Origin of the sequence: Streptomyces sp. NPDC003247 (assembly GCF_042888135.1) — a bacterium.
In the GTDB taxonomy this organism is placed as follows: Bacteria; Actinomycetota; Actinomycetes; order Streptomycetales; family Streptomycetaceae; genus Streptomyces.
The window spans coordinates 87,530-113,034 of the sequence record NZ_JBIAPF010000015.1 but is presented as its reverse complement, the minus strand read 5'-3'; the positions used below and the strand labels follow the sequence as shown (position 1 = coordinate 113,034).

General features: G+C 73.3%; 21 protein-coding genes and 1 riboswitch. Of the genes, 12 read left to right on the top strand and 9 right to left on the bottom strand.

The window, feature by feature from the left end; genetic code table 11:
- The first annotated feature begins 44 nt into the window (after nucleotides 1-44).
- On the top strand, nucleotides 45-656 hold the full coding sequence (locus tag ACFYWQ_RS36855; RefSeq protein ID WP_389522919.1) for a hypothetical protein: 612 nt from the start codon (nucleotides 45-47) through the stop codon (nucleotides 654-656).
- 49 nt (nucleotides 657-705) lie between these two features.
- On the opposite strand, the gene ACFYWQ_RS36850 is transcribed toward ACFYWQ_RS36855, so the two are convergent.
- The 5 genes from ACFYWQ_RS36850 to ACFYWQ_RS36830 all read right to left on the bottom strand — a co-directional run bounded on the left by ACFYWQ_RS36850 (nucleotide 706) and on the right by ACFYWQ_RS36830 (nucleotide 6,638).
- On the bottom strand, nucleotides 706-1,224 hold the full coding sequence (locus tag ACFYWQ_RS36850; protein ID WP_389522917.1) for a roadblock/LC7 domain-containing protein: 519 nt from the start codon (nucleotides 1,222-1,224) through the stop codon (nucleotides 706-708).
- A gap of 371 nt (nucleotides 1,225-1,595) precedes the next feature.
- Nucleotides 1,596-2,636, bottom strand: a complete 1,041-nt coding sequence (locus ACFYWQ_RS36845; protein ID WP_389522914.1) for a porin PorA family protein — start codon at nucleotides 2,634-2,636, stop codon at nucleotides 1,596-1,598.
- Nucleotides 2,637-2,886: 250 nt separating this feature from the next.
- Nucleotides 2,887-4,215 (bottom strand): NtaA/DmoA family FMN-dependent monooxygenase, encoded by a 1,329-nt coding sequence (locus ACFYWQ_RS36840; protein WP_389522911.1) that lies wholly within the window; start codon nucleotides 4,213-4,215, stop codon nucleotides 2,887-2,889.
- Nucleotides 4,216-4,225: 10 nt separating this feature from the next.
- A complete protein-coding gene (locus tag ACFYWQ_RS36835) occupies nucleotides 4,226-5,311 on the bottom strand; it encodes an LLM class flavin-dependent oxidoreductase (protein WP_389522909.1) in 1,086 nt (361 codons plus the stop codon).
- Nucleotides 5,304-6,638, bottom strand: coding sequence for an MFS transporter (locus ACFYWQ_RS36830; protein ID WP_389522906.1), 1,335 nt, complete (start codon nucleotides 6,636-6,638; stop codon nucleotides 5,304-5,306). The genes ACFYWQ_RS36835 and ACFYWQ_RS36830 overlap by 8 nt, the downstream gene beginning before the upstream one ends.
- 414 nt (nucleotides 6,639-7,052) lie before the next feature.
- Nucleotides 7,053-7,166, top strand: a riboswitch (SAM riboswitch).
- Nucleotides 7,167-7,185: 19 nt separating this feature from the next.
- Between ACFYWQ_RS36830 and ACFYWQ_RS36825 the strand changes: the two genes are divergently transcribed.
- The 7 genes from ACFYWQ_RS36825 to ACFYWQ_RS36795 all read left to right on the top strand — a co-directional run bounded on the left by ACFYWQ_RS36825 (nucleotide 7,186) and on the right by ACFYWQ_RS36795 (nucleotide 14,523).
- Entirely contained in the window at nucleotides 7,186-7,317 is a 132-nt protein-coding gene (locus ACFYWQ_RS36825) for a putative leader peptide (RefSeq protein ID WP_389522903.1), read from the top strand.
- A gap of 206 nt (nucleotides 7,318-7,523) precedes the next feature.
- Nucleotides 7,524-9,143, top strand: coding sequence for an ABC transporter substrate-binding protein (locus tag ACFYWQ_RS36820; protein ID WP_389522901.1), 1,620 nt, complete (start codon nucleotides 7,524-7,526; stop codon nucleotides 9,141-9,143).
- A 3-nt stretch (nucleotides 9,144-9,146) separates the two neighbouring features.
- A complete protein-coding gene (locus ACFYWQ_RS36815; protein ID WP_389522898.1) occupies nucleotides 9,147-10,106 on the top strand; it encodes an ABC transporter permease in 960 nt (319 codons plus the stop codon).
- Nucleotides 10,103-11,026 carry an ABC transporter permease gene (locus ACFYWQ_RS36810; protein WP_389522896.1) on the top strand — a complete coding sequence of 308 codons (924 nt, stop codon included), beginning with the start codon at nucleotides 10,103-10,105 and terminating at the stop codon, nucleotides 11,024-11,026. The genes ACFYWQ_RS36815 and ACFYWQ_RS36810 overlap by 4 nt, the downstream gene beginning before the upstream one ends.
- Nucleotides 11,023-12,699: a dipeptide ABC transporter ATP-binding protein gene (locus ACFYWQ_RS36805; protein WP_389522893.1), complete on the top strand. Its 1,677-nt coding sequence runs from the start codon at nucleotides 11,023-11,025 to the stop codon at nucleotides 12,697-12,699. Before ACFYWQ_RS36810 ends, ACFYWQ_RS36805 begins: the two co-directional genes overlap by 4 nt.
- A gap of 13 nt (nucleotides 12,700-12,712) precedes the next feature.
- A complete protein-coding gene (locus ACFYWQ_RS36800; protein ID WP_389522890.1) occupies nucleotides 12,713-13,753 on the top strand; it encodes an LLM class flavin-dependent oxidoreductase in 1,041 nt (346 codons plus the stop codon).
- A gap of 71 nt (nucleotides 13,754-13,824) precedes the next feature.
- Nucleotides 13,825-14,523 carry a 2-phosphosulfolactate phosphatase gene (locus ACFYWQ_RS36795; RefSeq protein ID WP_389522887.1) on the top strand — a complete coding sequence of 233 codons (699 nt, stop codon included), beginning with the start codon at nucleotides 13,825-13,827 and terminating at the stop codon, nucleotides 14,521-14,523.
- Nucleotides 14,524-14,605: 82 nt separating this feature from the next.
- On the opposite strand, the gene ACFYWQ_RS36790 is transcribed toward ACFYWQ_RS36795, so the two are convergent.
- Entirely contained in the window at nucleotides 14,606-15,892 is a 1,287-nt protein-coding gene (locus ACFYWQ_RS36790) for an MFS transporter (protein ID WP_389522884.1), read from the bottom strand.
- 372 nt (nucleotides 15,893-16,264) lie between these two features.
- Between ACFYWQ_RS36790 and ACFYWQ_RS36785 the strand changes: the two genes are divergently transcribed.
- Complete coding sequence (locus ACFYWQ_RS36785; protein ID WP_389522882.1) at nucleotides 16,265-17,302, top strand: acyl-CoA dehydrogenase family protein; 1,038 nt, start codon at nucleotides 16,265-16,267, stop codon at nucleotides 17,300-17,302.
- A gap of 361 nt (nucleotides 17,303-17,663) precedes the next feature.
- Here the strand turns inward: ACFYWQ_RS36785 and ACFYWQ_RS36780 are convergent, their stop codons facing one another.
- From ACFYWQ_RS36780 to ACFYWQ_RS36770, 3 genes are all read right to left on the bottom strand, one after another.
- Nucleotides 17,664-17,831, bottom strand: a complete 168-nt coding sequence (locus tag ACFYWQ_RS36780) for a hypothetical protein (RefSeq protein WP_389522879.1) — start codon at nucleotides 17,829-17,831, stop codon at nucleotides 17,664-17,666.
- Between the two features lie 74 nt (nucleotides 17,832-17,905).
- Nucleotides 17,906-20,068, bottom strand: a complete 2,163-nt coding sequence (locus ACFYWQ_RS36775) for an MMPL family transporter (RefSeq protein ID WP_389522877.1) — start codon at nucleotides 20,066-20,068, stop codon at nucleotides 17,906-17,908.
- A 274-nt stretch (nucleotides 20,069-20,342) separates the two neighbouring features.
- The gene (locus tag ACFYWQ_RS36770) at nucleotides 20,343-20,849 is read right to left on the bottom strand and encodes a MarR family winged helix-turn-helix transcriptional regulator (RefSeq protein ID WP_389522874.1); all 507 of its coding nucleotides are present in this window, start codon (nucleotides 20,847-20,849) and stop codon (nucleotides 20,343-20,345) included.
- 127 nt (nucleotides 20,850-20,976) lie between these two features.
- Between ACFYWQ_RS36770 and ACFYWQ_RS36765 the strand changes: the two genes are divergently transcribed.
- The 3 genes from ACFYWQ_RS36765 to ACFYWQ_RS36755 all read left to right on the top strand — a co-directional run bounded on the left by ACFYWQ_RS36765 (nucleotide 20,977) and on the right by ACFYWQ_RS36755 (nucleotide 25,444).
- Nucleotides 20,977-22,494, top strand: coding sequence for an SDR family oxidoreductase (locus ACFYWQ_RS36765; RefSeq protein ID WP_389522871.1), 1,518 nt, complete (start codon nucleotides 20,977-20,979; stop codon nucleotides 22,492-22,494).
- Nucleotides 22,495-22,563: 69 nt separating this feature from the next.
- A complete protein-coding gene (locus ACFYWQ_RS36760; RefSeq protein WP_389522868.1) occupies nucleotides 22,564-23,928 on the top strand; it encodes a cryptochrome/photolyase family protein in 1,365 nt (454 codons plus the stop codon).
- Nucleotides 23,929-23,938: 10 nt separating this feature from the next.
- A complete protein-coding gene (locus tag ACFYWQ_RS36755; RefSeq protein WP_389522865.1) occupies nucleotides 23,939-25,444 on the top strand; it encodes a cryptochrome/photolyase family protein in 1,506 nt (501 codons plus the stop codon).
- Nucleotides 25,445-25,505: the final 61 nt, after the last annotated feature.

The window sequence follows — 25,505 nt, the reverse complement described above, 5'->3', positions numbered from 1 at the left end:
ACGCCCCGTCATCCCGTCGTCCCGGGCGCTGCTGGACGATCCGCGTGGTCGGTCACCGGGACCGTACGGCATCGGTCACCTGCTCCTCGGCGTGCACGATGCCGCCGCGCTCGCGCGACCTCGCCGCCCTGCGCCGCTTCGCCGAGGCCCATGCCGCCGCTCACGCCAGGGCGGCCTCGGTACGGTCCGACGCCGCCTGCTGGTGCCGCCGCCAGCGGTGCGCGTCCCACGAGGGCATCCGGATCGCCTGCGCGGGCACGGTCGTCCTGGTGCTGCGCCACGACCCGGCCGTCGGCCAGGTGTGGACCCTCAGCGAAGTGTGCGCCGCCTGCGCCGCGTTGATGCCGCACACAAGGGTGCTGGGCCGCGCGGCGCCGCCCTCCAGGGCGGCGGACCCACCGCAGGCGCGGCAGGAGGAGGGCACCCGCCCGTCGCCCCCCGATCCCGCCACCACGCCCACCACCGCCACCACGCCCACCACCACCGCCGCCCCCGCCGTCGCACCACCGCGCCTCGTCCCCGGCGGCTTCAGCGCGCCGGGCGCGTCCGGCGCGGGCGGCGGCACCGGACCGGAACGGCCCGCCGGCCGCCGACGGGGACGCGTCGGACACGCGCAGCGGCGCGGTCGTACGGAGGCGGAGGGCGGCGGGAGATGAGAGCCCGCGCCCGCCGACGCCGACGACGTGACGCGTGTACGACGTCGTGTCAGACGTCGTCCCCCGAACCCCTGAGCGGGCGGAACTGACGGGGGATGCGCACCGGCAGGGCACCCAGGGGACGCCCCTGGGGCGAGGGCGGGGCCGGGGAGGACGGGCCGGGGCGGTGGGGCCGGGAGGCGTCGTCCGGGGCCGCCCGGTGCGCCGCCATCAGCTCGGCTATGCGGGCGCCGCTACGCCGTCCCTCCAGGTGCAGCCGGCCGACGTTGGCCCGGTCGTCGGCGAGGAGGGTGAGGACGGCGGCGGGACCGGCCGCATAGGTGGCGACGTATCCGCCCGCGCCGCGCACGAGCAGTTCGCAGAACTCCCCGCGGTCCGTGAGGTCCACCATGCGGTAGCCGACGCCGAGGGCGGCCGCGGTGAGCGCCGCGAGGCCCTCCGGCTGGACGCCGGGCATGTCCTGGGCGAGGACCAGTCCGTCGACACTGGCCGCGAGTGCCCCGGTGAGCCGGGGCATGCGCGCACGCAGCCGGTGCAGTTCGTTGAGGACCTCGGCCTCGACGGCCATGACCGGTCTCCTTTCGCCGTCATCGGGCGGGGAAGGGGACTTCAGCGCGCGCCGGACCGCTCGTCCCCGCACGGCCGCACCGGAAGCGTGATCCCGAGACTACGGAAGGTGCCGGGCCGAGGTGAGGGCTTTGGCATTTTCCTCTGGAACATTGCACGCACCGCCGGGACACCCCTGACGCCAGGCTCCCTGCCTACGTTCCTGCGGTTCAAGGGCCGTTTCCTCGCGCCGGATTTTCCAGGACTCACGCTACGGCGAACTGCGCATCTCACGACTTCCCCCTGCCTCGACTGTTGGTGCCGGTGATGCCGATGGCGACGCCGCGATACCGCACGATCCGGCTGGCAGCCGCCGAGGAACCACCTGTCCCCTCACAGAGCCGCCGTCGTGACTCCCGTGTCGGTTTCCTCGGCCCTGGTGGCCGAGCGGGCCCTGCGGCGGGCCTGCCACAGGGCCAGGGCGGTGAGCAGCAGAGCCACGGCCAGCAGGCCGAGTGGGCCACCCGTGCTGAGCAGCCACAGCAGCCGGGCGGTCGTGGTCGCGTCGTCGGTCTGGTGTCGCACCGATGCCTGGGCGCCCCGGACGTCGACATCGCTCACGGGGAAGAGCGTCACCGGCCCTTCCGCGCTCTGTGTCCGCGCGAGAACCGTCTGACGCAGCGTGCCGTCCAGTGACAGCCCGGTCTCCGCGTCGACCCAGCCTTGCCGCTTCGTGGCCGTCGTGTAGGTCAGCGGTACCGTTGCCGGAAGTGCGTCCAGTGTCTCCTGTGGCGGGCGTTGCGCCTCGGGCAGGGCGGAAGCCAGGCCCACCACCGCTTCCCGGGGCAGGGCCGGCGGTAAGGCCTTCAGTGTGGCGGGGTCGGCAAGGGGCCCGTCGGACGTGATGGCGTACACGTAGGCTTCGCGGCCGTTGACGGACCGCGCGCCCTCGTAGGTCGCCGGGAACACGCTGCGCGTGCCGGTGTCCCAGAACCGGTAGTCCCGCTTCTCGGGTTCCAGAGGCCAGGAAATGACGAGTCCCTCGTGCTTCTCGGCCCCGGAACCCGCGGGTGCGGCACGCTCGGTGAGGTCGCGCCTGTCCAGCGCCCACAGATGTGTGGAGGCGCTCAGCTCCGTGTCGTTCGGACCGCGCAGCACCGCGTCGTCGGAGACCAGGGCCGTCCGGCCGTGTGTGTCCTTCACCTCGATACTGCGGTCCAAGGTGACCGGCACGTCCTTCAGGAAGGCCTTGCTCGGATCACCCGCCTGAAGGGCTGTCGCGTTGAGCAGCGTGGCGGTGCCCTCGTACCGGAAGGTGCTCTTGGCGTCGGCCGGCACCTGGTGCAGTGCGGGATAGACCGTGAACCGTGTGACGGCCGAGGCCGCCACCAGCATCACGGCCGATCCCGTCAGTACCCAGTTGGTCCTGCGCATGAATTCTCCTCGAGGGAGCTGCAACAGACGGAAAATTACTTAGCGAGCGCTAAGAAGGTAGAGGGGGCCGAATGAGGCCGTCAACACTTCGGACCATGAGGTGCTTATTGGCTTTCATGCTGATCAGATTCAATAGAACCAGCCACTGATCGGTGGTGATCGGTGGGGACCTCATTCTCGACTTAGCGATCGATAAACAACTTCTGTTGGGTCCTGGTCGTCGCCCGCCGGCCGGCGGCTTCCCGTTCGCTCAGTCCGCCTGCGCGGCGGCGAGGGGCGGGAGCTCCAGGTGGTCGCGCAGGGTGGTGCCCCGGTATTCGGTGCGGTACACACCTCGGCTCTGGAGTTCCGGGACCAGCTTGTCGACGATGTCGGTGACCGACGACGGAAGCAGGTGCGGCACGATGTTGAAGCCGTCGACCGCGCGGGTGGTGACATAGCGGGTCCACTCGTCGGCGACGGCCGACGGCGTGCCGACGAACGACGGGTGGCCCGGCGCCACCTCCAGCACCAACTGCCGTATGGACAGTCCCCGTTCGGTCGCCAGCTCGCGCCACTTGCGGATCAGGGCCGCTTTGCCGGTGCGGTGCTCGATCGCGATCGTGCCGCGTGAGGGGTCGAGTTCCTCCTCGCTGGGCTCGATGTCCGGCAGAGGTCCGTCCGGGTCGTAGGCGGACAGGTCGGCGCCCCAGTACTGCTCCAGGAAGGCGATCGCCCGCGGGCCGTTGATCTGCTCGCCACGTACCCAGCGGGCCTTCTCCTCCGCCTCCGCCGGGGTGTCGCCGAGGACGACGCTCGTGCCCGGCAGGATGCGCAGCGAGTCGGGGGACCGGCCGTGCCGGGCCAGCCGGTCGCGCAGGTCGGCCGCGTAGGCGACGGCCTTGCCGTACTCGGTGTTGGCGGAGAAGACGACGTCGGCGTGGCGGGCGGCGAGTTCGCGGCCGCCGTCGGAGTCGCCCGCCTGGAAGAGCACCGGCCTGCCCTGCGGGCTGCCGGGCACGGTGGCGGTGGCCCGCAGCCGGACCAGGTCGGTGTCCCGCTCGACCGGACGGGCGGGGCCCCGGCCGTCCCAGGAGGACCACAGTTCCTTGGCCGCGTCGACGAACTGTTCCGCGCGGTCGTAACGGCGTTCGTGCTCCAGCCAGCCTCCGTGCCGGAAGTTGGCTCCGGTCCAGGCGTTGTCGGTGGTGACGATGTTCCATCCGGCGCGGCCCGAGGACAGCAGGTCGAGGCCGGCCAGGCGGCGCGCGAGATCGGCCGGGTGGTTGTAGGTGGTGTTCTGGGTGGCCACCAGGCCGATCCGGTCGGTGACGGCGGCCAGCGCGGACAGCTGGGTGATGGCGTCGGGGCGGCCGGCCACGTCGAGGTCGAAGATCCTTCCCCGGTTCTCCCGGACCCGCAGTCCCTCGCCGAGGAAGAAGGCGTCGAAGAGGCCCCGCTCCAACGTCCGCACGACATCGGTGAAGGTCTCGATCGCCGTGTGCGAGGGGGCGTCGGGGTCGGTCCAGATCAGCTGGGATCCCACGCCCGTGAAGAACAGGCCGAGGTGGAGTCGGGGACGGGAGGACGGTTCGGTCATGGCGGTCACCTCAGGCGTTCGTGGTCGCGGTGGCGAAGCGGCTGGCGGGGCGGGGCAGGCCGAGCGTGGTGCGCAGCGTGTCGCCGGGGCGGGGCGGGTGGTGGAGTCCGGCGGCGGCCAGGGCGGGCAGCACCCGGTCGGCCAGGACGGGCAGGTCGTCGGCGAGGACGGCGGGGTGCAGCCGCACGCCGTCGACGGACCGGGCGAGTTCGGTGAGGAGTTCGGTCAGCGCTTCGGGGGAGCCGGTGTGGCGCAGCCGTCCGGTCTCCGGCCACGCGGCTGTGCCGTTCAGCGCGGCCAGCCGGTCGGCGGCCGGGACGGCGGTGTCGAGTACCACCTCCACCTCGGCGAAGACCAGGGGGGCGCCGCTCTCCCGGGCGGCGGCCGAACGGGAGGCGATCTGGGCGGGTGTGGGGCGGGCCACCAGGACCACGTCGGCGCGCTCGTCGATCTCCAGCGTGTCCGGGGCGAGGACGACGATCTGCCCCTGCGGGGGACGGGGCGTGATCAGGGGGCCCTTGACGGTGAAGGAACCGCCCTCGAAGTCGATGTGGTGGACACGGTCCGGGTCCAGGAAGCGGCCGGTGGCGACGTCCTTGACGACCGCGTCGTCCTCCCAGGAGTCCCACAGGGCGCGGGCGGTGTCGACGACGTCCGTGATCTCCCGGTGCAGCGTGCCGGCCGGGAGCGGGGACCGTCCGACCGTGGCGAGTTCGTCCGCGCCGGCGGCCGCTCCCACCAGCCAGGCGGCCCGGCCGTGCGATGCGTGGTCCAGGGAGGCCAACTGGGTGGCGAGGTGGAAGGGCTCGGTGGTCGTGACGTGCAGCGTGGGAGCGAGCCCGATGCGGTCGGTGAGGCCCGAGACGTACGCCGCGCGGGTGCTGGCCTCGATACGGCCGACGGGCTCGGCGCCCGTGCCGGGCGGCAGCGGCGCGTCGGCGAAGGTGACGAGGGCGAAGCCGGCGTGCTCGGCGGAGACGGCCGCCTCCCGCACCGCCTGCGGGGTCGGGGTCGCCCGGGCGGCGGGGTGGGCGCCGGCTCCGTCGGCCTCGAGCACGAGGTGCAGTCCGGGCAGGCGGGTGTGGCGGTCAGTCATGGACAGTTCCTCCGGTGGACGGTTCGGATGCGGGTGTGCGGTCGGGGGAAGGGGGGCGGGCGGTCGTCACGGACCGGGAGATCGGCGGCGCGGCCGGGGCGGGCGCCGAAGGGGAGGTCCGCGCCGGCCACAGCGCCACCCCGGCCGCCACCAGGACGGCGGTCGCGGCGCCCGTGGCCAGCCCCCAGCGCACCCCGGCGTGCTGGGAGATCCAGCCGATGACGGGGGCGCCGACCGGGCTGCCGCCCATCGAGATCACCGTGTACACCGCCATCACCCGGCCCCGCATGGCATCGCTGACCTCCGACTGGACGAAGGCGCTCACGGCCGTGTTCAGCGTCATCAACGTGAAACCGGCGGGCAGCAACAGGGCGAGGAACGCCGGGTACGTCGGCATGACCGCCGCCAGCGCCTCGAAACCGCCGAACAGCAGCGCGCCGACCACGACCGTCCGGACCCGCGGCGAGACACCGCGCGTGGCGGCGATGGTCCCTGCGACGGTGCCGAGGGCCAGGGCCGTGTTCATGATGCCGAGCCCCCGGGAGCCGACGTCGAAGACCCGGTCGGCGAACAGGGTCAGCGTGGTCGGGAAGTTGACCGCGAAGGTGGCGACCAGGCCGAAGATCGTGAAGACGCCGACGAGTTCGGGCCGCGCGGCCACGTACCGCAGCCCCTCCACCCCCGCTCCCGTCCAGGGCGGCCGGGAGGCGGCGCGTGTCTGCCGCGACCGTGGACGGATCGACAGCAGCCCGACGAGGACGACGGTGAAGGAGACGGCGTTGAGGGCGAACACCCATCCGGTACCGATCGCCCCGATCAGTACACCGGCGATCGCGGGGCCGATCAGACGCGCGGCGTTCAGGGACAGGATGTTCAGGCCCGCCGCCTTCGGGATCAGGGCCCGTCCGACCAGTTCGGTGACGAACGACAGACGTGCGGGGTTCTCCACCGTGAACACGCAGCCCAGGGCGAAGGACAGGACGTACAGCAGCCACAGCGGGGCATGGCCGGAGAGCACCGTCACCGCCAGCAGCACGGCCTGCGCCGCGTACAGCGTGTGGGTCCACAGCAGCAGGGTCCGCCGGTCGTACCGGTCGGCTGTCACCCCGCCCCACAGGCCGAACAGCAGGACCGGGGCGAACTGAAGGCCCATGACCCAGCCGAGCGCGGTCCCGCTGTGCGTGAGCCTGAGAACGAACCAGTCCAGCGCGACGCCCTGCATGGCGCTGCCGACGTTGGACACCAGACCCGTGCTCCAGTAGATCCGGTAGTCACGGACCCGCAGCGCGGCGAACACCCCTGCCGGGGCGGTGCTGTTGACGTCCATACGTCTCTTTCCGGATGGGTCGGCCATGGTGGTGCGCGCGACGGACGCGTCACACCGGAAGCGCCCCGAGGAAGGCGGGAGGTGCATGGCCTGTTCGCCGCGCGGGGGCCTGCGACGCCGGTCCGCGTCCGCGCGAGGGCGCGGCGGTACGCGGGCCGGGAAGGGGCTGGAGGAGTTGAGGGGCGCGAGTGGTCAGCGACAGGTCTGGTCGAACTGATCGGCGCGGCGGCCCACCCAGAACGGGGCGAACAGCACGGTGCGTGCCTGACCTGCGGTCTCCATCGCCGGATCAAAGCACATGGCGGGAGGGGCGTCCACCACGCGTCCCGGGACTTGAGACGGCCCCGCCTCCTCCAACCGGGCGCCCGATTCCGGCATTGACGTACGACAAGACCGCTCCGTACCATCGCGACCGGCATTGAGTGTCAGCGTCAAGCCCTGGCTCGCTGACCGGCAACCCTCCCACGCGGTGGGGTGCTCCAGGTGAAAGCCCGGCGGGATCACCGACGATCCCCGCAAGCGCGTGGCCCCGGGACGGGGGCCGGAGATGGGGAGGACAGGCGTGCGACACGGCGTTGACCTGGCTGTCTCCTTCGCCGACGCCACGGCGTTCTCCCGGCTCTCGCGCCGACGCCACATCGATCTGAAGCGCTCGACCAGCTGCCTCTGTCGGCCCTGACGAGCTCGTCCGCCGCCGGCTGACGTCCGTCACCGGCCCGCGCCTGCTTCGCGCTTTCCCGGCACCGCTCCCGGTGTCGCCCCTGACCCCTGTCTGTACAGCGCTCCCCCGCCGCCGGTGTCGATCCGGCCGGGGCCGCACGCCCATGCACGGCCGTGCCCCCGACAGCACCCCGTGCCTGGTGACCCGAGTAGGAGAAGCCCTCCGTGACAGCACTCCCGGATTTCAGAACCTCCCGATGGGCGCCCCTGGCCGCCCTGCTGACCACCAGTGTCCTGCTGACCGCCTGCGGGTCGGGCGGCGACGGCTCCGGCAGTGGAAGCGGTCGGCCGACGTCCGGCGGCACCTTGACCTTCGCGGTGGGTTCCGACTCCGGCTGCGTGGATCCGCAGCAGGTCGGCAGCAACGAGAGCATCTACTCGGTGCGCCAGACCGTGGACTCCCTGACCGACCAGGACCCCGAGACCGGCAAGATCGTGCCGTGGCTGGCCGAGAGCTGGGACGTCGACTCCGAGGCGACGACGTTCACCTTCCACCTGCGGTCGGGTGTCACCTTCAGCGACGGGTCCGAGCTGACCGCGCAGGTGGTGAAGGACAATTTCGACGCGGTGCCGAAGCTAGGCGCCCTGGGGTCCCTCGCCCAGGGCTATCTGAGCGGCGTCAAGAGCACCACCGTGGTGGACCCGCTCACCGTCAGGGTGACCTTCAAGGAGCCCAACGCGCAGTTCCTCCAGGCGACGTCGACCCACTCGCTGGGCATCGAGTCGTCGGCGAGCGCGAAGAAGAGCCCGCAGCAGAAGTGCAGCGACGGCGTGATCGGGTCCGGACCGTTCGTGCTGAAGCAGTACGTGCAGAACCAGTCGATCACCCTGGCCAAGCGCACCGGGTACGACTGGGGCTCCTCGCTGTGGTCCAAGAAGGGCGAGGCCTACCTGGACAAGCTGGTGTTCAAGGTCGTGCCCGAGGCGGGTGTCCGGGCCGGCAGTCTCCAGTCCGGGCAGGTGGACGCGATCAGCGGCGTCGGCAAGGCCAACGAGGCGGCGCTCAAGGGCGGTCAGGTCACCCTCCAGCGCCGGGCCAACCCCGGTGTGGTGTTCGGGCTGGGGCTCAACAACGCGCTGCCCGTGCTGAAGGACACCAAGGTGCGCCAGGCGATCCTGGCCGCCGTCGACCGCGAGCAGATCGCCGACACCGTGTTCCCGACCGGCACCGAGCCGGCGACCAGTGTCCTGGCCCACACCACACCCGACTACACCGACCTCTCCTCGGACCTCGCGTTCGACGCGGCCAAGGCGAAGTCCCTGCTGGACGCGGCCGGTTGGAAGGCGGGCGGCGACGGTGTCCGCACCAAGGACGGCAAGAAGCTGAGCCTGACCATCACCTGGTTCCCCAACGCGACCACCAACCAGCCGGCACTGGAGCTGGTCCAGCAGCAGCTGAAGGCCGTCGGCGTCGACGTGGTGCTCAAGCAGCTCCAGGTCAGCCAGTTCGCCACCACGCTCCAGTCGGGTGACTTCGACGTGGTGTGGGGCAACGTGACCCGCTCCGACCCGGACATCCTGCGCAGCTCCTTCTCCACCCGGCTGGGCAACTTCTACCGGTTGCCCGCCAGTTCACTGGACACGGTGCTGTCCGGGCAGGCCGCGACCACGGACACCGCCCGGCGCGGGCAGCTGGTGGGCGAGGCGCAGAAGCTGCTCGTGCAGAACGCGTACAACGTGCCGGTGGTGGAGCTCCAGACCCAGCTGGGCGTGTCGAAGAAGGTGCACGACCTCGCCTTCGACTCGGGCAGCCGGATCCAGCTGCACGACACCTGGATCGGCTAGCGCATGCGCCGCTATGTGATCAAACGGCTGGCCCAGGCGGTCGGGGTGCTGTGGGCGGCCTACACGGTGTCGTTCCTGGTGCTGGACTACCTGCCCGGTGACCCGGTCACCGCGATGGCCGGTGCCGGGCTGGACTCGGGACAGGTCGATCCGGCTCAACTCGCCGCGCTGCGGCACGAGTACGGCTTCGACAAGCCGGTGCTCGTGCAGTATGCCGAGTATCTCGGACGGGCGGTGCGCGGGGACTTCGGCGACGCGGTCTCCACCGGCCGCCCGGTGACCTCCACGCTGGCCGACGCGCTGCCGCAGACACTCCAGCTGACCGGTGCCGCGCTGCTGCTCGCGGTGGTGCTCGGCGGCGGTCTCGCGGTGGTGGCGACGTACACCTCGCAGCGGTCGCTGCGGCAGCTGCTGCTGTCGCTGCCCCCGCTCGGGGTGTCGGTCCCGACGTTCTGGGTGGGCCTGCTGCTCGTCGAGGCGTTCTCCTTCCGGCTCCAGTGGTTCCCGGCGTTCGGCAACGACGGGCTGGGGGGCCTGGTGCTGCCGGCCCTGACGCTGGCGGTCCCGACCGGTGCGCAGATCGCGCAGGTGCTGGCCAAGAGCCTGCTCACCGCCCTGGACCAGGCCTATGTGGAGACCGCGCGCGCCAAGGGCGCCGGCCGGTGGCGGGTGCATCTGCGGCACGCGCTGCGCAACGCGTCACTTCCCGCGCTGACGGTCGTCGGCCTGCTGGTCGGGCAGCTGATCGCCGGCTCGGTGGTCGTCGAGACGGTCTTCTCCCGCGACGGCCTCGGGCGGGTGACCGCGGCGGCGGTCACCGCCCAGGACATCCCGCTGGTCCAGGGGGTGGTGGTGTTCGGGTCGCTGATCTTCGTGGCGACGAACCTGGTCGTCGACCTCGTCTATCCGCTGCTGGACCCGCGGATCGTGGTGGCCTCGGACAGGAGGGCGAGCTTCGCATGAGTCAGAGCCTTGTCGACGACCGAGCCGAGGCCGCCCTCGGCCCGGCCCGCCCGGTCGAGGCCGGTTCGCCCGCGGAACCGGGCCGTCGGGCCGATGTACGGCAGGTGCTGCGGTTCCTGCTGCGCCGCCCCGGTCTGCTGCTGTCGGCCGCCGTCCTCGTGCTGGTGGTGCTGGCCTCGTTCCGGCCGGACCTGTTCACCTCGCAGGACCCGCTGAAGGGGGTGCCGTCGCAGAACTTCCGCGGCCCGAGCGGCAGTCACTGGTTCGGCACCGACGAACTGGGACGCGACGTGTTCTCCCGTGTGGTGCACGGCGCCCAGCTGTCCCTCAAGGCCACGCTGATCGCGGTCCTGGTCGCGTTCGTGGTCGGCGGGCTGCTCGGCGTGGTCGCCGGGTTCGTGGGCCGCTGGGTGGACGACGTGCTGATGCGCTTCGTGGACGTCCTCCTCTCCATCCCCGCGCTGTTCCTGTCGCTGGCCCTCGTCACCGCGCTCGGGTACGGGACGGTGAAGGTGGCGGTCGCGGTCGGGGTCGCGAGCGTCGCCTCCTTCGCCCGGGTGGCGCGCGCCGAGGTCCTGCGGATACGGCAGGCGGTGTTCGTCGAGGCGTCCCGCTCCTGCGGGGCCCGCTGGTACTCGGTGCTGGGCCGGCACGTCCTGCCCAACGCCGCCGGCCCGGTGATCGTCCTGGCCACGCTGGACTTCGGCACCTCGATCCTGGCCGTGTCGGCGCTGAGCTTCCTCGGCTACGGCGCGCCGCCGCCGGCCCCGGAATGGGGGACGTTGATCTCCGACGGCCGCAACTACCTGGCCAACGCCTGGTGGCTGACCGCGCTGCCCGGTCTGGCGATCGCCGCGACCGTGCTGGCCACCAACCGCATCGCCAGGGCGCTGGACGGCGAATGGTCCCGGCAGCGATGAGCGACGAACACGAGAACGGTGAGGACGTGACCACACCACTGCTGGAGATCCGCGGACTGTCCGTGTCGTACCGCACCCGGGGCGGCACGGTACCGGCCGTGCGGGGCGTGGACCTCGACGTGTGGCCCGGGCAGGTGACCGCCGTGGTCGGTGAGTCCGGCTCCGGCAAGAGCACCACGGCACACGCCGTCACCCGGCTGCTGGCGGCGAACGGCCGGATCGACGCGGGCACGGTCCGCTTCGGCCGGCACGACCTCGCCACCCTGTCGGAGGCGGAGCTGCGCACCGTGCGGGGCGCGCGGATCGGGCTGGTCCCGCAGGATCCGACGGTCTCGCTCAACCCGGTCAAGCGGATCGGCGAGCAGGTCGCCGAGGTGCTGCGCATCCACGGTCTGGCGACCCGCCGTACGGCGGCCGTCGAGGCGGTCGCCGTGCTGGAACGGGCCGGGCTGCCCGACGCGGCCGTCCGCGCCCGGCAGTACCCGCACGAACTGTCCGGCGGCATGCGGCAACGGGTGCTGATCGCCGTGGCCATCGCCGCGAAGCCCCAGCTCATCGTCGCCGACGAGCCGACCAGCGCGCTCGACGTCACCGTGCAGCGCGTCATCCTCGACCACCTGCAGCACCTCACCGAGGAGTCGGGCACCGCGATCCTGCTCGTGACCCATGACCTCGGGGTGGCCGCCGACCGGGCCCAGCGCCTGGTGGTCATGGAGCGGGGCAGGGTGGTGGAGGCGGGTGACACCCGTGACGTCCTGGCCGACCCCCGGCACGAGTACACCCGGCGGCTGCTGGCCAGCGCCCCGAGCCTGACCACCGCCCGGCCCCGCACACCGGCCTCCGCGCCGAAGGCCGGTACGACGCCCTTGGTCGAAGTGCGCAACCTGGTCAAGGAGTTCAGGCTGCCGCGCGCCGGGGGCGAGGCCCGGACGCTGCGCGCGGTGGACGACGTCAGCCTCACCTTGCACCGCGGGCAAACGCTCGCCCTGGTCGGGGAATCGGGCTCGGGCAAGTCCACCACCGCCCGGCTGGTGCTCCGCCTCGCCGACGCGACCTCCGGGCAGATCCTGTTCGACGGCACCGACGTCACCGCCGCCAGGGGCAACCGGGTCAGGCTGCTGCGCCGCCGCGCCCAGCTCGTCTACCAGAACCCGTACGCCTCGCTCGACCCGCGCTTCTCCATCGGCGAGGTGATCACCGAGCCGTTGCGGGCCTTCAAGGTCGGCGACCGCGTCTCCCGGCTCGCCCGCGCCCGTGAACTGCTCGACCGGGTCGCGCTGCCCGCCTCGACGCTGGAGCGCCGCCCGGCGGAGCTGTCGGGCGGACAGCGCCAGCGTGTGGCCATCGCCCGCGCCCTCGCCCTCTCACCCGACCTGGTGGTGTGCGACGAGCCCGTCTCCGCGCTCGACGTGTCCGTCCAGGCCCAAGTCCTGGAACTGCTGGCCGAGTTGCAGGCGGACACCGGCGTGGCGTACCTGTTCATCTCCCACGACCTGGCCGTCGTGCGCCAGATCGCGCACCAGGTCGCCGTCCTGCGGGCCGGACGCGTCGTCGAGACCGGCCCGCCCGAGGACCTGTTCACGGAGCCCCGCCACGCGTACACCCGCGCACTGCTCGCGGCGATCCCCGGCGGCCGTCTCCCCTCCCCCGCCGCGGAAGCCACCACGAGTTGAGGACCGGCGTCGCATGAGCACCCCCACCATCACATCGCTGGCCTTCCTCACGCCCGGCAACTTCACCGACGACGACCCCCACGCGGGCCTGGAGGAGACGCTCCGGCTGTTCGAGTACGGCGAACGGCTCGGCTACGACGGCGCCTGGATCAGGCAGCGCCACCTCGAACACGGCGTCGGCTCGGCGGCCGTGTTCCTCGCCGCGGCCGGCCAGCGCACCGAGCGGATCGAACTCGGCACCGCGGTCATCCCCATCGGCTGCGAGAGCCCGTTCCGCCTGGCCGAGGACCTGGCGCTGGCCGACGTGCTGTCCCGGGACCGGCTCCAGATCGGTTTCAGCACCGGGATGCCGCACGCCGACCTGCTCGGCGACCTGGTGTACGACGGGGACTGGCGCGGCTTCGACCTGTCGTACGGCAGGATCACCCGGGTCGTCGAGAACCTGCGCGGCGACTACCTCGGCGGCCCGGACACGGTGATCCACTCGCCGGGCAACGTCCAGCGCCCCCGGCTGCAACCGCACAGCCCCGGCCTGGCCCGGCGGATCTGGTACGGCGGCGGGAGTCTGCGTTCGGTGCGCTGGGCCGCCGGGAACGGCCTCGGTCTGCTGTCCGGCAACATCGTCACCGGCGAGGACACCGACGACTTCACCACGGCCCAGATGAACCTGCTGTCCGCGTACCGGCGCACGCTGTCCGGGGACCGTCCGGCGCGCGTGGCGCTGGGCCGGGTGATCGTGCCGCTCGACAGTGCCGACGCGGCCACCCGGGCCCGCTACCGCACCTATGCGGCAAGCCGCCACGAACGCACCCTCGCGCCCCAGGGCCCGAAGCGCACCCTGTTCGCCCCGGACGTCGTGGGGACCGCCGAGCAGATCGTGGAGCGGCTGACCGCCGATCCGGTGCTCGCCGAGGTGTCCGAGCTGCGCCTGGAACTGCCCTACGAGTTCCACCGGGAGGAGTACGAGCAGATCCTGCACGACGTACGGCACCTGGTCGCACCCGAACTGGGCTGGCGTCCCGCCTCCCCGGCGGTGCGGGAGGGGGCCGGATGAGTCGTGTCGCTTCGGTGTGACGTGCACCACTCTCCGGCCGCGTCGGGCCGGCATGCGCGATCATGATGCGAATGGACGCTCGTTTTGTCGGCATCGCCGAGCTGGTCGAGGCCCCGTCCGTAGCGGTCGACGTGGACGTCATGCGGGCTTTCACCGTGGCTGCCTGGGCCTTCGCCCAGGGGGCGGAGAAGATCGTTCTCGCTGAGTCGCTGGACGACGCCCTGGCGCTCAAGGCTCGTCACCCTGACCGGGTGGCGCTCAAGGACGGGCCGCCCGCGCCCGGGTTCGAGATGGTCAACTCACCGGGCCTGCTGCGGTCCGTCGACCTTCGCGGACGGACCGTCGTGCAGAAGACCACGGCAGGGACGGTCGGCGCCCTCGCGGTCAAGGAGGCGTCGCTGGTGCTGTGCGCCGGCTTCGTGGTGGCGGAGGCGACGGCCAGGCTCCTGCGGACACGCAAGAGTGACCGTGTCACGTTCGTGGTCACCGGCGAGGACGGACGGGCCGAAGAAGACCTGGCGTGCGCTCAGTACATCGCTCGGCGAACCACCGCAGCCGGGGCCACCGAGGCCGGGGCGGATGCCGCCGGGTTCCTCCGCCGCGCCGCCGGGTCGCGCGCCGCGGCCGAGCTGGCGGAGGGGGTGCGTCAAGGAGCCCATCCCGATGACGTCGCACTCTGTCTCGAGCTCGACCGGTTCCCCTTCGCCATGGTGGCGGCCTTGGAGGACTCGCTCATGGTCCTGCGTCCGTGCGCCGTGCCCGACGTGTGACGCGCCTTCCTCCCGCAAGCACAGACGCTCCCGCGCTCCGCCCAGCGGGCAGCGGGCAGCGGGCAGCGGGCAGCGGCGCGTCCTACGCGACCGGGAGTGCCCGTCCCAGGCGGGCGAGCGGGGACGAGGCCATCAGCACGGGGGAGAGCATCATGCCTGCGGCCGTCACCAGGAGGCCGGTGCGCAATCCCCACTCCTCCGCGAGGAATCCGCCGAGCAGCGAGCCGAGTGGGGTCATCCCCATGCCGGCGAAAGTGATCGTCGCGGCCACGCGGCCCTGCATCCCGTCCGGGGTGACGCCCTGCCGGACAGCCATGACCGTGACGTTCACCAACTGGCCGCACGTACCGAACACGAAGTTGATCGCCAGCAGCGCGGGAACGGTCACCGCGGAGGAGCCGTGCACCGCGGGCACGCACAGGAACACGCCGTCGCCCAGTGCCGCCGCGGACACGAGCACCGCGCCGTGGCCGAACCGGTGCGGCAGGCGGGCGGCCAGCACCGAGCCCAGGAGCGCGCCCGGTCCCGTCGCCGCGAGCGCCAGCCCGACGGCGGTGCCCGACAGGTGCAGTTCCCGCGGCAGGAAGAGCAGGTAGACGGTCATCATGGCCGCGGAGGAGAACTGGAAGGCGGCCGAGGCGAGGCACACCGTCCGCAGCGAGGCATCGCTGACGACGAAACGCAGGCCCTCATGGATCCGCCGCCAGACCCGAGGGGGACGTTTCGAGCGCGTCGGGAGCGATTCGATCCGTCGGATCCGTCGGATCGACAGGAACGACAGTGCGAAGAACAGCGCGCCGGCAGCGGCGGCGATCGGCGCCGACAGCAGTGACACCAACGCACCACCGAGGGCAGGGCCGCCGATCTGCGCCACGGACCGGCTGCCCTCGAGCGCGCTGTTGCCCCACACCAACTGATCGCGTCTCACCAGCCGTACGAGGGACGCCTGGTACGCCACGTCGAAGAACACCGACAGGGTCCCGACGGCGAAGGCGACCACGAACAGCGCCGGCAGTCCGAGCCCACCGAGGAGGCCGGCCACGGCGGCGGCGCCCAGGGCCAGCGTCCGGCCGACGTCCGTCAGCACCATCACCGTGCGGGCCCGCCACCTGTCCACCCACGCGCCGGCGAAGAGCGAGAGCATCAGGATCGGCACCTGCCCCACCGCGCGCAGGAGGCCCAGCCGGCCGGCACCGGCGTCGAGCGTCAGGACGGCGAAGAGCGGCAGAACCACCAGACTTGTGTGTTCGCCGAGCTGGGAGGCCGTCTGCCCCACCCAGAGTCTGCGGAAGTCGCCGTCCCGCCACAGGCGTGACGGAACAGGACCACCGGCATCGGACACGGCGGAGGAAGAGGAAACGGACGGCACGAGGATCCCTTGGACTGCCGACGAGGAGGCCCGTCACGCGGCGCACGGAAGGCGCACCGACGGTTCGGGCGGGGGGGGAAGGCTCGCTGTGCCGCGGCATCAAGGGCAGCACGCGATGACGGGCCGCTCACGGCCCACGACGTCAACGCGCGCTCGGACGACCGATCATCTCTACGCTCCTCATGGGTCACTCACTGCACTCGAACACTAGCGCTCGGCGGTACGGCGCGAAAGGCGGCTGACGTCCGCGGCGGACAGCCAGGCCGCCCGCCACGGACCGCCGCCGCGCGAGGCGGCGGGCCTCCGTCGCCTCGCGCGCGGCCACTCACCCCGGGCCCGCACCCGCGCGGCCGCTCCCCGACAATCTCGTGCATGACTCCTCCTCACCCCCTCGTCACCCGCGCCCGCCGCCTGGCCGACGAACTGCTGGCGCCTCACGCCGAACGCGTCGACCAGGAGGGCGTGCCGGTGAGCCATCTCGCGGCGATCCGGGACTCGGGCCTGCTGGGTGTGAACGCGCCGGAGGAGTACGGCGGGTCGGCGGCCCCCGCCGCGGTCGTGCGCGAGACGGCGGAGATCCTGGCCGGGGCGTGCTGCTCGACGTGGTTCGTGCAGACGCAGCACCACACGCCGGTGCTGACCCTGGCCAGGAGCGAGGGGCCGGCGCGCGAGCGGCTGCTCGGCTCGCTGGCGCGCGGCGAGCTGCTGTCCGGGGTGGCCTACGCCCATCTGCGGGCCCATCCGCGCCTCCCCGTGCGGGTGACGCGGGAGCGGGGCGGCCGGCGCTTCGACGGGACGGTGCCCTGGTACACGGGCTGGGGGCTGAACGACGTGATGCTGCTCGCCGGAGTCACCGACTCCGGCGAGGCGCTCTTCGCGTTCACGGAGGCCCGCGAGCAGCCGGGCCTGCGCGCGTCGGAGCCGTTGCGCCTGGCGGCCCTCACCGCGGCGCGGACGGTCTCCCTGGAGCTGGACGGCCTGTGGCTGCCGGAGGAGGCGGTGGTCCTGCGGACGCCGTACGAGCGGTGGGCGGCGGCCGACCGCCCGAAGACGGTGGCCGCGAACCCGGCCGTCTTCGGGGTCACGGAGACGGCGCTCACCCTGCTGGACGAGGGCACGGCCGCTCCCCTGCGCCACCGTCTGGACGAGGTGCGCCGGCGGGCCTACGCCCTGGCCGACCATCCGGTGCCCCACGAGCACCTGGAGGAGAAGCTGGCCCTCAGGACGGCGGCGTACGAGGTGCTGCGGGCGGCCACCACGGCGGCCGTGGTGGCCGGCGGCGGCCGTTCGATGCTGCTGACGAACCGGGCGCAACGCCTGGCGCGGGAGGCCCTGTTTCTCATGGTCCAGGGCCAGACCTCGCCGTCACGGACGGCACATCTCGCCGCGCTCGCCGCCCTCGGAGGGTGACGCGGCGGGCGGCGGTGCCGCCGCCGCCCTGTGCGCTCCGGCGCGGGCCACGCCGACCCCGGCCGTCCCGGCCGTCCCGGCCCTCTCGGCCCTCTCGGCCCTCTCGGCCCTCTCGGCCCTCTCGGCCGTCTCGGCCGTCTCGGCGGCAGCCGCCATGGCCCGGCGTGGGCGCGGCTCGTGTCGCAGGCGGCCCGGAGTGGGTGCGGCCCGCATCACCGGTGACCCGGCACGGGCGCGGCCCGCGCCGCTTGCGGCCCGGAGTGGGTACGGCAGTGCCACCGGTGGCCCGGCGCGTGTGCGGCCCCCGCCACCGGCAGCCCGGCATGGGCGCGGCCCGTGCCCGTGGCGGCCGGCCGGTGGGTCATTCCTCGTCGCCGGTCGGCACGACGACGAGGAAGGCGTCCGACTTCAGGTCCATGACGACGGTGGCGGGCTCGCCCTCCGCCCGCCGTCGCGCCGCGTACTCCTCCGCCGGCCACGATCCGCGCGGAGCCCCCGCAGGAAAACGCTCCAACACCTTCGCGCCCATAGCGGCAGACACCTCCCGATCCGTAACGGACAACTCCCTCGTACTGCGCCTGCCCGCGATCGGCGTGAGCATGTTCACGCCCGCGTGACCGGCTCCTCACCGGACGTGGCGCCGCCGCGCGCCAGCCGTCCCGGCCACCAGGCGCGCCCCCCGATGTCCCGCACCAGCGCGGGCACCAGCAGCGAGCGCACGACGAGCGTGTCGAGCAGCACGCCGAAGGCGACGATGAACGCGATCTGTGCGAGGAAGGCCAGCGGGATCACACCGAGCGCGGCGAAGGTGGCGGCGAGCACCACGCCGGCGGAGGTGATGACACCGCCCGTGGTGACCAGGCCGCGCAGGACGCCCTCGCGCACGCCGTGCAGCAGGGACTCCTCGCGGACCCGGGACATGAGGAAGATGTTGTAGTCGACGCCCAGCGCCACGAGGAACACGAAGCCGTACAGCGGCACGGACGGGTCGGTGCCGGTGAAGCCGAGCACGTGCTGGAAGACCAGGCTCGACACGCCGAGGGTGGCGAGGAAGTTCAGCGCCACCGTCGCCACGAGCAGGGCGGGCATCAGGAGCGAGCGCAGCAGCGCGGTCAGGATGAGGAAGATGATCGCGAGGACGACGGGGACGATGAGGGTGCGGTCCCGTTCGGCCGTGTGCAGGGTGTCGTACTGCTGGGCGGTGTAGCCGCCGACGAGGGCGTCGGCGCCGGGCACCGCGTGGAGGGCGGTGCGCAGCCGCGCCACGGTGTCCTTGGCCGCGTCGCTGTCGGCCGCCGCGCTCAGGGTGACGTCGACACGGACCCGGCCGTCGACGACGAGCGGCTCGCCGCCGGACCGTCCCGAGGCACCGACCGGTGCGGCCGAGGCGACGCCGTCGGTGCGTTCGGCGGTGGCGACCACCCGTTCGACGCGGTCCGCGTCGGCGATCACGACCGTGGGGTTGCCCGAGCCGCCGGGGAAGTGCCGGGCGAGGGTCTGCTGCGCCGTCACGGAGGGCGCGTCGTTCACGAAGGTCTCGTCGAGCGGGACACCCCGGGAGGCGAGGGTCGGCGCGAACGCGGCGCAGGCGATCAGGCCGGCCAGCGACACCGCCCACACCTTGCGGGGCGCGCGGTCGACGAGGGCGGCGACCCGCTGCCAGAGGCCGGCACCGCCGGTGCGGCCGTCCGTCGGACGGGGCTTGGCGGGCCAGTAGGCGGCGCGGCCGAGGAGGACCAGGACGGCGGGCAGGAAGGTCAGGGTGCTGACGACGGCGGCGGCGATGCCGATGGCGCCGACCGGGCCCAGGGCACGATTGTTGGTGAGGTCGCTGATCAGCAGGGCGAGGAGCCCGAGGGCGACGGTGGCGGCGCTGGCCACGATGGCGCCCCAGGACTGCCGCAGCGCGGCCCACGCGGCCCCGAACCGGTCGGTGCGGGAGGCGAGTTCCTCGCGGTAGCGGGCGGTGAGCAGCAGGGCGTAGTCGGTGGCGGCGCCGATCACGAGGATGGAGAGGATGCCCTGGACCTGGCCGTCGACCCGCACCACGTCGTGGTCGGCGAGGGCGTAGACGACGGCGCAGGCGAGCCCGAGGGCGAAGACCGCGCCAAGGATGATCACCAGCGGGAGCAGCAGACTGCGGTAGACGAGCAGCAGGATGACGAGGACGGTGACCAGGGCGACGGCGAGCAGCAGGCCGTCGATGCCGGCGAAGGCGTCGGACAGGTCGGCCTGGGTCGCGGCCGGTCCGGCCAGCTGGACCGTGGTGTTGGGGACGCGTTCGGCGGCGGCGCGGATGCGGTCCAGGGCCGGGGCGAGGTCGTCGCCGAGGTCGGGGCGGAGCGGGATGACGGCCTCGATGGCCTCGCCGTCCTCCGAGAGCAGCGCGGGTGAGAGCTGTCCGGCGACGCCGGGGGCGTCGGTGAGGGTGGCGAGGGCGCTGTCGGCGGCCTGCTTGCGGTCCTCGATCCCGGTGCCGCCGCTCGCGGAGCCGGACCCGGAGCCGGACCCGGACCCGGACCCGGAGCCGGTCGAGGACGCGGTCCACACGACGATCGCCGGGAGCGTCTCGTCCTGCTTGAAGGCCCGTTGCGCGTCGATGACCTCGGTGGACTCGGCGCTGCGCGGCAGGAAGGCGGCCTGGTCGTTGGTGGCGACCTCGCCCAGGCGCCCGGCGTAGGGGCCGAGGGCGCCGCCCAGGCCGAGCCATACGGCGACGAGGAGGACGGGGACGAGCCAGCGGGCGCGTCGAGGGGTGGTGGACATCGTTCTCCCAGCGGGGATGGATCTTCTTGGCCTGGCCGAGGTGTCTCGGCACCGGCAACTATCTCAATGACAAACAATCTCAATCATTGAGTTAACTTGCCGCCGATGATCGTAGACGGTGTCCGTTCTTCTGCCCGCGCCCGGCCCCCGGATGCACCGGGGCGGAAGCGATCACGGGCCGGGGGCGATCAGCGGGCCCGAAGCGCTCAACGGCCGCGAACGGTCAAGGGCCGGGAGCGGTCGACGGCCGGGAGCGGACAACGGCCGGGAGCGGTCAACGGCCGTGCGGTGTGATCTGCGACAGCTCCTCGCCCATCGCGGTGAGGAAGCGCATCACCACCGCCAGCTCGTCCTCGGTGAAGCGGGCGCGGGCGGCCTCGGTCGCCTCGGCCAGCGGCCGGAAGTAGGTGCGGGCGGCCGAGCGGGCGTCGGCCGCGTAGTAGAGGTGGACCACCCTGCGGTCGGCGCTCTCCCGGACCCGCCGGATGTGTCCCGCGCGCTCCAGCCGGTCCACGCACGCGGTGACCGCCCCGGAGGTCAGACCGAGGTGTTCGCGCAGCCGCCCCGGGGTCATCGGCTCGTCGGCGTCGAGGATCGCGGCGAGCGCCTGGACATCCGTCGCGTGCAGTCCGTGGTCCCCGGCGAACCCGTGCACCAGCCGGTTGATCTCGCCGTTCATCCTCCGCAACCGGACGGCGAAGGCGGGCAGGTCGGTCGGTGTTCCGGGAGCGTCCGGCCGGTCTTCCCGCGCGCGGCGCTCACCGTCGTTCGCTGTGGCCACGCGGTCAGCGTAGCCGCTGCCCGCGATCACCCGGTCGTGTGCATGGTCGTGGACCGGCGCATCCGCGCACGGCCACCCGGTGGAAGCCATACCCGAGGGGCCCGTCGACACGGAGGACCGAGGACTCATGACCGCACACGGCGACGACTCCGGCGCGCCGCTCTCTCTGGTGACCGGAGCCACCGGGTACATCGGCGGCCGGCTCGTCCCGGAACTGCTGGCCGCGGGCCACCGGGTGCGCTGCCTGGCCCGCTCCCCCGGGCGGCTGCGCGACCACCCGTGGGCCGGGCGGGCGGAGGTGGTGCGCGGGGACGTCACGGACGCCGCGTCGGTCGCGGACGCCATGCGGGGTGTGGACGTCGCCTACTACCTGGTGCACGCGCTGGGCACGGGCGACGACTTCGAGGCGACCGACCGCCGCGCGGCGCGCATCTTCGGGGAACGGGCGCGGGCCGCCGGGGTGCGGCGCGTCGTCTACCTCGGCGGCCTCACCCCGGCCGACGTGCCCGAACGGGAGCTGTCCCCGCACCTGCGCTCACGCGCGGAGGTCGGGCGCATCCTGCTCGCCTCCGGCGTCCCCACGACCGTGCTGCGGGCGGCCGTCGTCATCGGCTCCGGCTCGGCCTCCTTCGAGATGCTGCGCTACCTGACCGAGCGGCTGCCCGTGATGGTGACCCCGAGCTGGGTGCGCACCCGGATCCAGCCGGTGGCGGTCCGGGACGTGCTGCGGGCCCTCGTCGGCAGCGCCCGGATGCCCGCGGACGTCAACCGGGCCTTCGACGTCGGCGGTCCGGACGTCCTGACGTACCGCGACATGATGGTCCGCTACGCCGCCGTGGCGGAGCTGCCGCGCCGGCTGATCCTCCCGGTGCCGATGCTCAGCCCCGGTCTGTCCAGCCACTGGGTCGGCCTGGTCACCCCGGTGCCGGCGTCGATCGCCCGGCCGCTGACCGAGTCGCTGCGGCACGAGGTGGTCTGCCGCGAGCACGACATCGCACGGTACGTGCCGGATCCGCCGGGCCACCCCGTGGGGTTCGACGAGGCGGTCCGGCTGGCCCTCCAGCGGGTGCGCGACGCGCGGGTCACCACCCGCTGGTCCTCCGCCTCCCTGCCCGGCGCCCCGAGCGACCCGCTGCCGACCGATCCCGACTGGGCGGGCGGGAGCCTGTACACCGACCACCGGGAACTGACCGTGAACGCCTCGCGCGAGGCCCTGTGGCGGGTGATCGAGGGCATCGGCGGCGAGAACGGCTGGTACTCCTTCCCGCTCGCCTGGGCGGTGCGCGGCGGGCTGGACCGGCTGGCCGGCGGGGTGGGCCTGCGCCGGGGACGGCGGGACGCGGCGCGGCTGCGGGTCGGCGACTCGCTGGACTTCTGGCGGGTCGAGGAGATCGAACCCGGCCGTCTGCTGCGGCTGCGGGCCGAGATGCGGCTGCCGGGCCTGGCCTGGCTGGAGATGTACGCGGAACCGGACGGGGACGGCCGTGCCCGCTACCGCCAGCGCGCCCTGTTCCACCCGCACGGGCTGCTCGGCCAGGCGTACTGGTGGGGCGTCTCGCCGTTCCACGCGGTCGTGTTCGGCGGCATGGCCCGCAACATCGCCCGCACCGCGGCGGCGTCCGACACGACGGCACCCGTCGCCTGAGCGCGCCCCCGGCGGGCGCACCGCCGGGGAAGCGGCCGTGGTCCTCTCACCTCATCCGGAGTCACCGCAATGAACGTCTCGGTCGTCCTGTTCACCTCCGACCTGCGCCTGCACGACCATCCGCCGTTGCGGGCCGCCCTGGACGGCGCCCGCGAGGCGGTGCCGCTGTTCGTGCGCGACCGGGCCGTCGACGGCGCCGGGTTCGCCACGCCCAACCGGCTGGCGTTCCTCTCCGACTGCCTGCGCGATCTCGACGCGGGGCTGCGGGAGCGGGGCGGGCGGCTCGTCGTCCGCTCCGGGGACCTGGTCGCGCAGGTGTGCCGGGTGGCCGCCGAGGCGGGTGCCGACGAGGTGCACCTGTCGGCGGACGCCAGCGCGTACGCGCACCGCCGGGAGGAGCGGCTGCGGCGCGCGCTGGAGGCCGAGGGGGTACGCCTGCACGTCCACGACGCGGTGACGTCGGCCGTGGCGCCCGGCGCGGTCACCCCGTCCGCCTCCGACCACTTCGCCGTCTTCACGCCGTACTTCCGGCACTGGTCGGACCAGCGGCTGCGGGAGCCGCTCGCGGCGCCCCGGGTCGTGCGGGTGCCCCACGGCGTCGGTTCGGAGGACCTGCCCGTCTACCGGGGCGTGTCGGAGGGCCTGGCGGCGGGCGGGGAGACGGAGGGCCGCCGGCGGCTCGCCTCCTGGCTGGAGCACGGGATCGACGCCTACGAGGACCGGCACGACGACCTGGCGGGCGACGCGACCTCCCGGCTCTCGCCCCACCTGCACTTCGGCACTCTCTCCCCCGTCGACCTCGTGCAGCGGGCCCGCGCGGCGGGCGGCCGGGGCGCCGACGCGTTCGTCCGGCAGGTCGCCTGGCGCGACTTCCACCGCCAGCTGCTGGCGGCCCGCCCGGCCGCGTCCGGCGCCGACTACCGGACCCGGCACGACCGGTGGCGTACGGAGCGGACGGCGCGGGAGGACATCGAGGCGTGGCGGGAGGGCCGGACGGGCTATCCGGTCGTGGACGCGGCGATGCGGCAGCTGCGCCACGAGGGCTGGATGCACAACCGGGGCCGGCTGCTGACCGCGAGCTTCCTCGCCAAGACGCTCTACGTCGACTGGCGGATCGGCGCCCGGCACTTCCTGGACCTGCTGGTCGACGGGGACGTGGCCAACAACCAGCTCAACTGGCAGTGGGTCGCGGGGACCGGCACCGACAACCGGCCCAACCGGGTCCTCAACCCCGTCACCCAGGCCAAGCGCTTCGACCCGGACGGGGCCTACGTCCGGCGCTGGGTGCCGGAACTGGCGGGGATCGAGGGCCCGGCGGTGCACGAGCCGTGGAAACTGCCGGGCCGGGACCGGGCGGCCGTCGACTACCCGGACCCCCTCGTCGAACTGTCGGAGGGGCTCGCCCGGTTCAAACGGGCGCGCTCGCACGGCTGAGGAGACACCCGTGGCCACCCCGCACTGGCTCTTCGGCGACCAGCTCGGACCGCACTTCCTCGCCCCCGGTGACGACGGCCCCGGCCGGGAGGCGCCCGTGGTGATGATCGAGGCCCGGTCGGTGTTCCGCCGTCGGCGCTTCCACCGGGCCAAGGCCCACCTGGTGCTGTCCGCGATGCGCCACCGGGCGGCCGAACTCGGCGACCGGGTGCGCTACGTCCGGGCCGACACCTACCGGGAGGGGCTGCGCGCGGCGGCCGGCGGCGGGCCGGTCACCGTGTGCCATCCGACCTCGCGCGCCGCGCTGCGGTTCGTGCGGTCGCTGGAGAACGTCACGGTCCTGCCCCCGCGCGGCTTCCTGGTGGCGCGGGACGACTTCCGCGCGTGGGCCGACGGGCACGGCGGCCGGCGGTTGCGGCAGGAGGACTTCTACCGGTGGGTGCGCCGTACGCACGACCTGCTCATGGACGGCGACGAGCCCGCCGGCGGCCGCTGGAACCACGACCACGACAACCGCGAGCCGCCCCCGAAGGGCGCCCGTGCCCTGGACGTTCCCCCGCCCTACCGGCCCCGGGAGGACGCCGTCGACGACGAGGTCCGGGCCGACCTCGACCGCTGGCAGGAGCGGGACGGCATCACCTTCGTGGGGCGCGACGGGCCGCGGCTCTTCCCGGCCTCGCGCCGGGAGGCGCTGGCCGCGCTGCGCCGGTTCGTCGCCCACCGGCTGGCCGGCTTCGGCCCGTACGAGGACGCCCTGCTGGCGGCCGATCCGGTGATGAGCCACAGCCTGCTGTCGTCGTCGCTCAACCTGGGCCTGCTGGACCCCGCCGAGTGCGTGGAGCGCGCGGAAGCCGCCTGGCGGTCCGGCAACGTGCCCGTCAACAGCGCGGAGGGGTACGTGCGTCAGATCGCGGGCTGGCGCGAGTACGTGTGGCACCTGTACTGGTACTTCGGCGAGGACTACCGGCACAGCAACGCCCTCGGGCACCGGGCACCGCTGCCGGGCTGGTTCCTGGAGCTGGACGCCGACGCCGTCACGGCCCGCTGCCTGGCCACGGTCCTGGCGCAGGTGCGGGACACCGGCTGGACCCATCACATCCCGCGGCTGATGGTGCTGGGCAGTCACGCCCTCCAGCGCGGCTGGCACCCGGCCGCCGTGACCGACTGGTTCCACCGCTGCTTCGTCGACGGCTACGACTGGGTGATGCTGCCGAACGTCGTCGGCATGTCCCAGTACGCCGACGGCGGGCAGATGACCACCAAGCCGTACACCTCCGGCGGGGCGTACCTGCACCGGATGAGCGACCTGTGCGGGCCCTGCGCCTACCGGCCGACACGCCGGGTCGGTGAGGGGGCGTGCCCGTACACGGCCGGCTACTGGGCCTTCCTGCACCGGCACCGGAGCCGTTTCGCGGCCGACACCCGGATGGCGCGGCCCGTGGCGGGCCTGGACCGGTTGACCGACCTGGACGAGCTGCTGCGGGAGGAGGCGGGACGGGACGACGGACCGCCCTGAGCCACGGCGCCCCGCGCGCGGCTTCCTCACCCGGCCCCGGGGTGCGAAGCCAGGGTGGAGG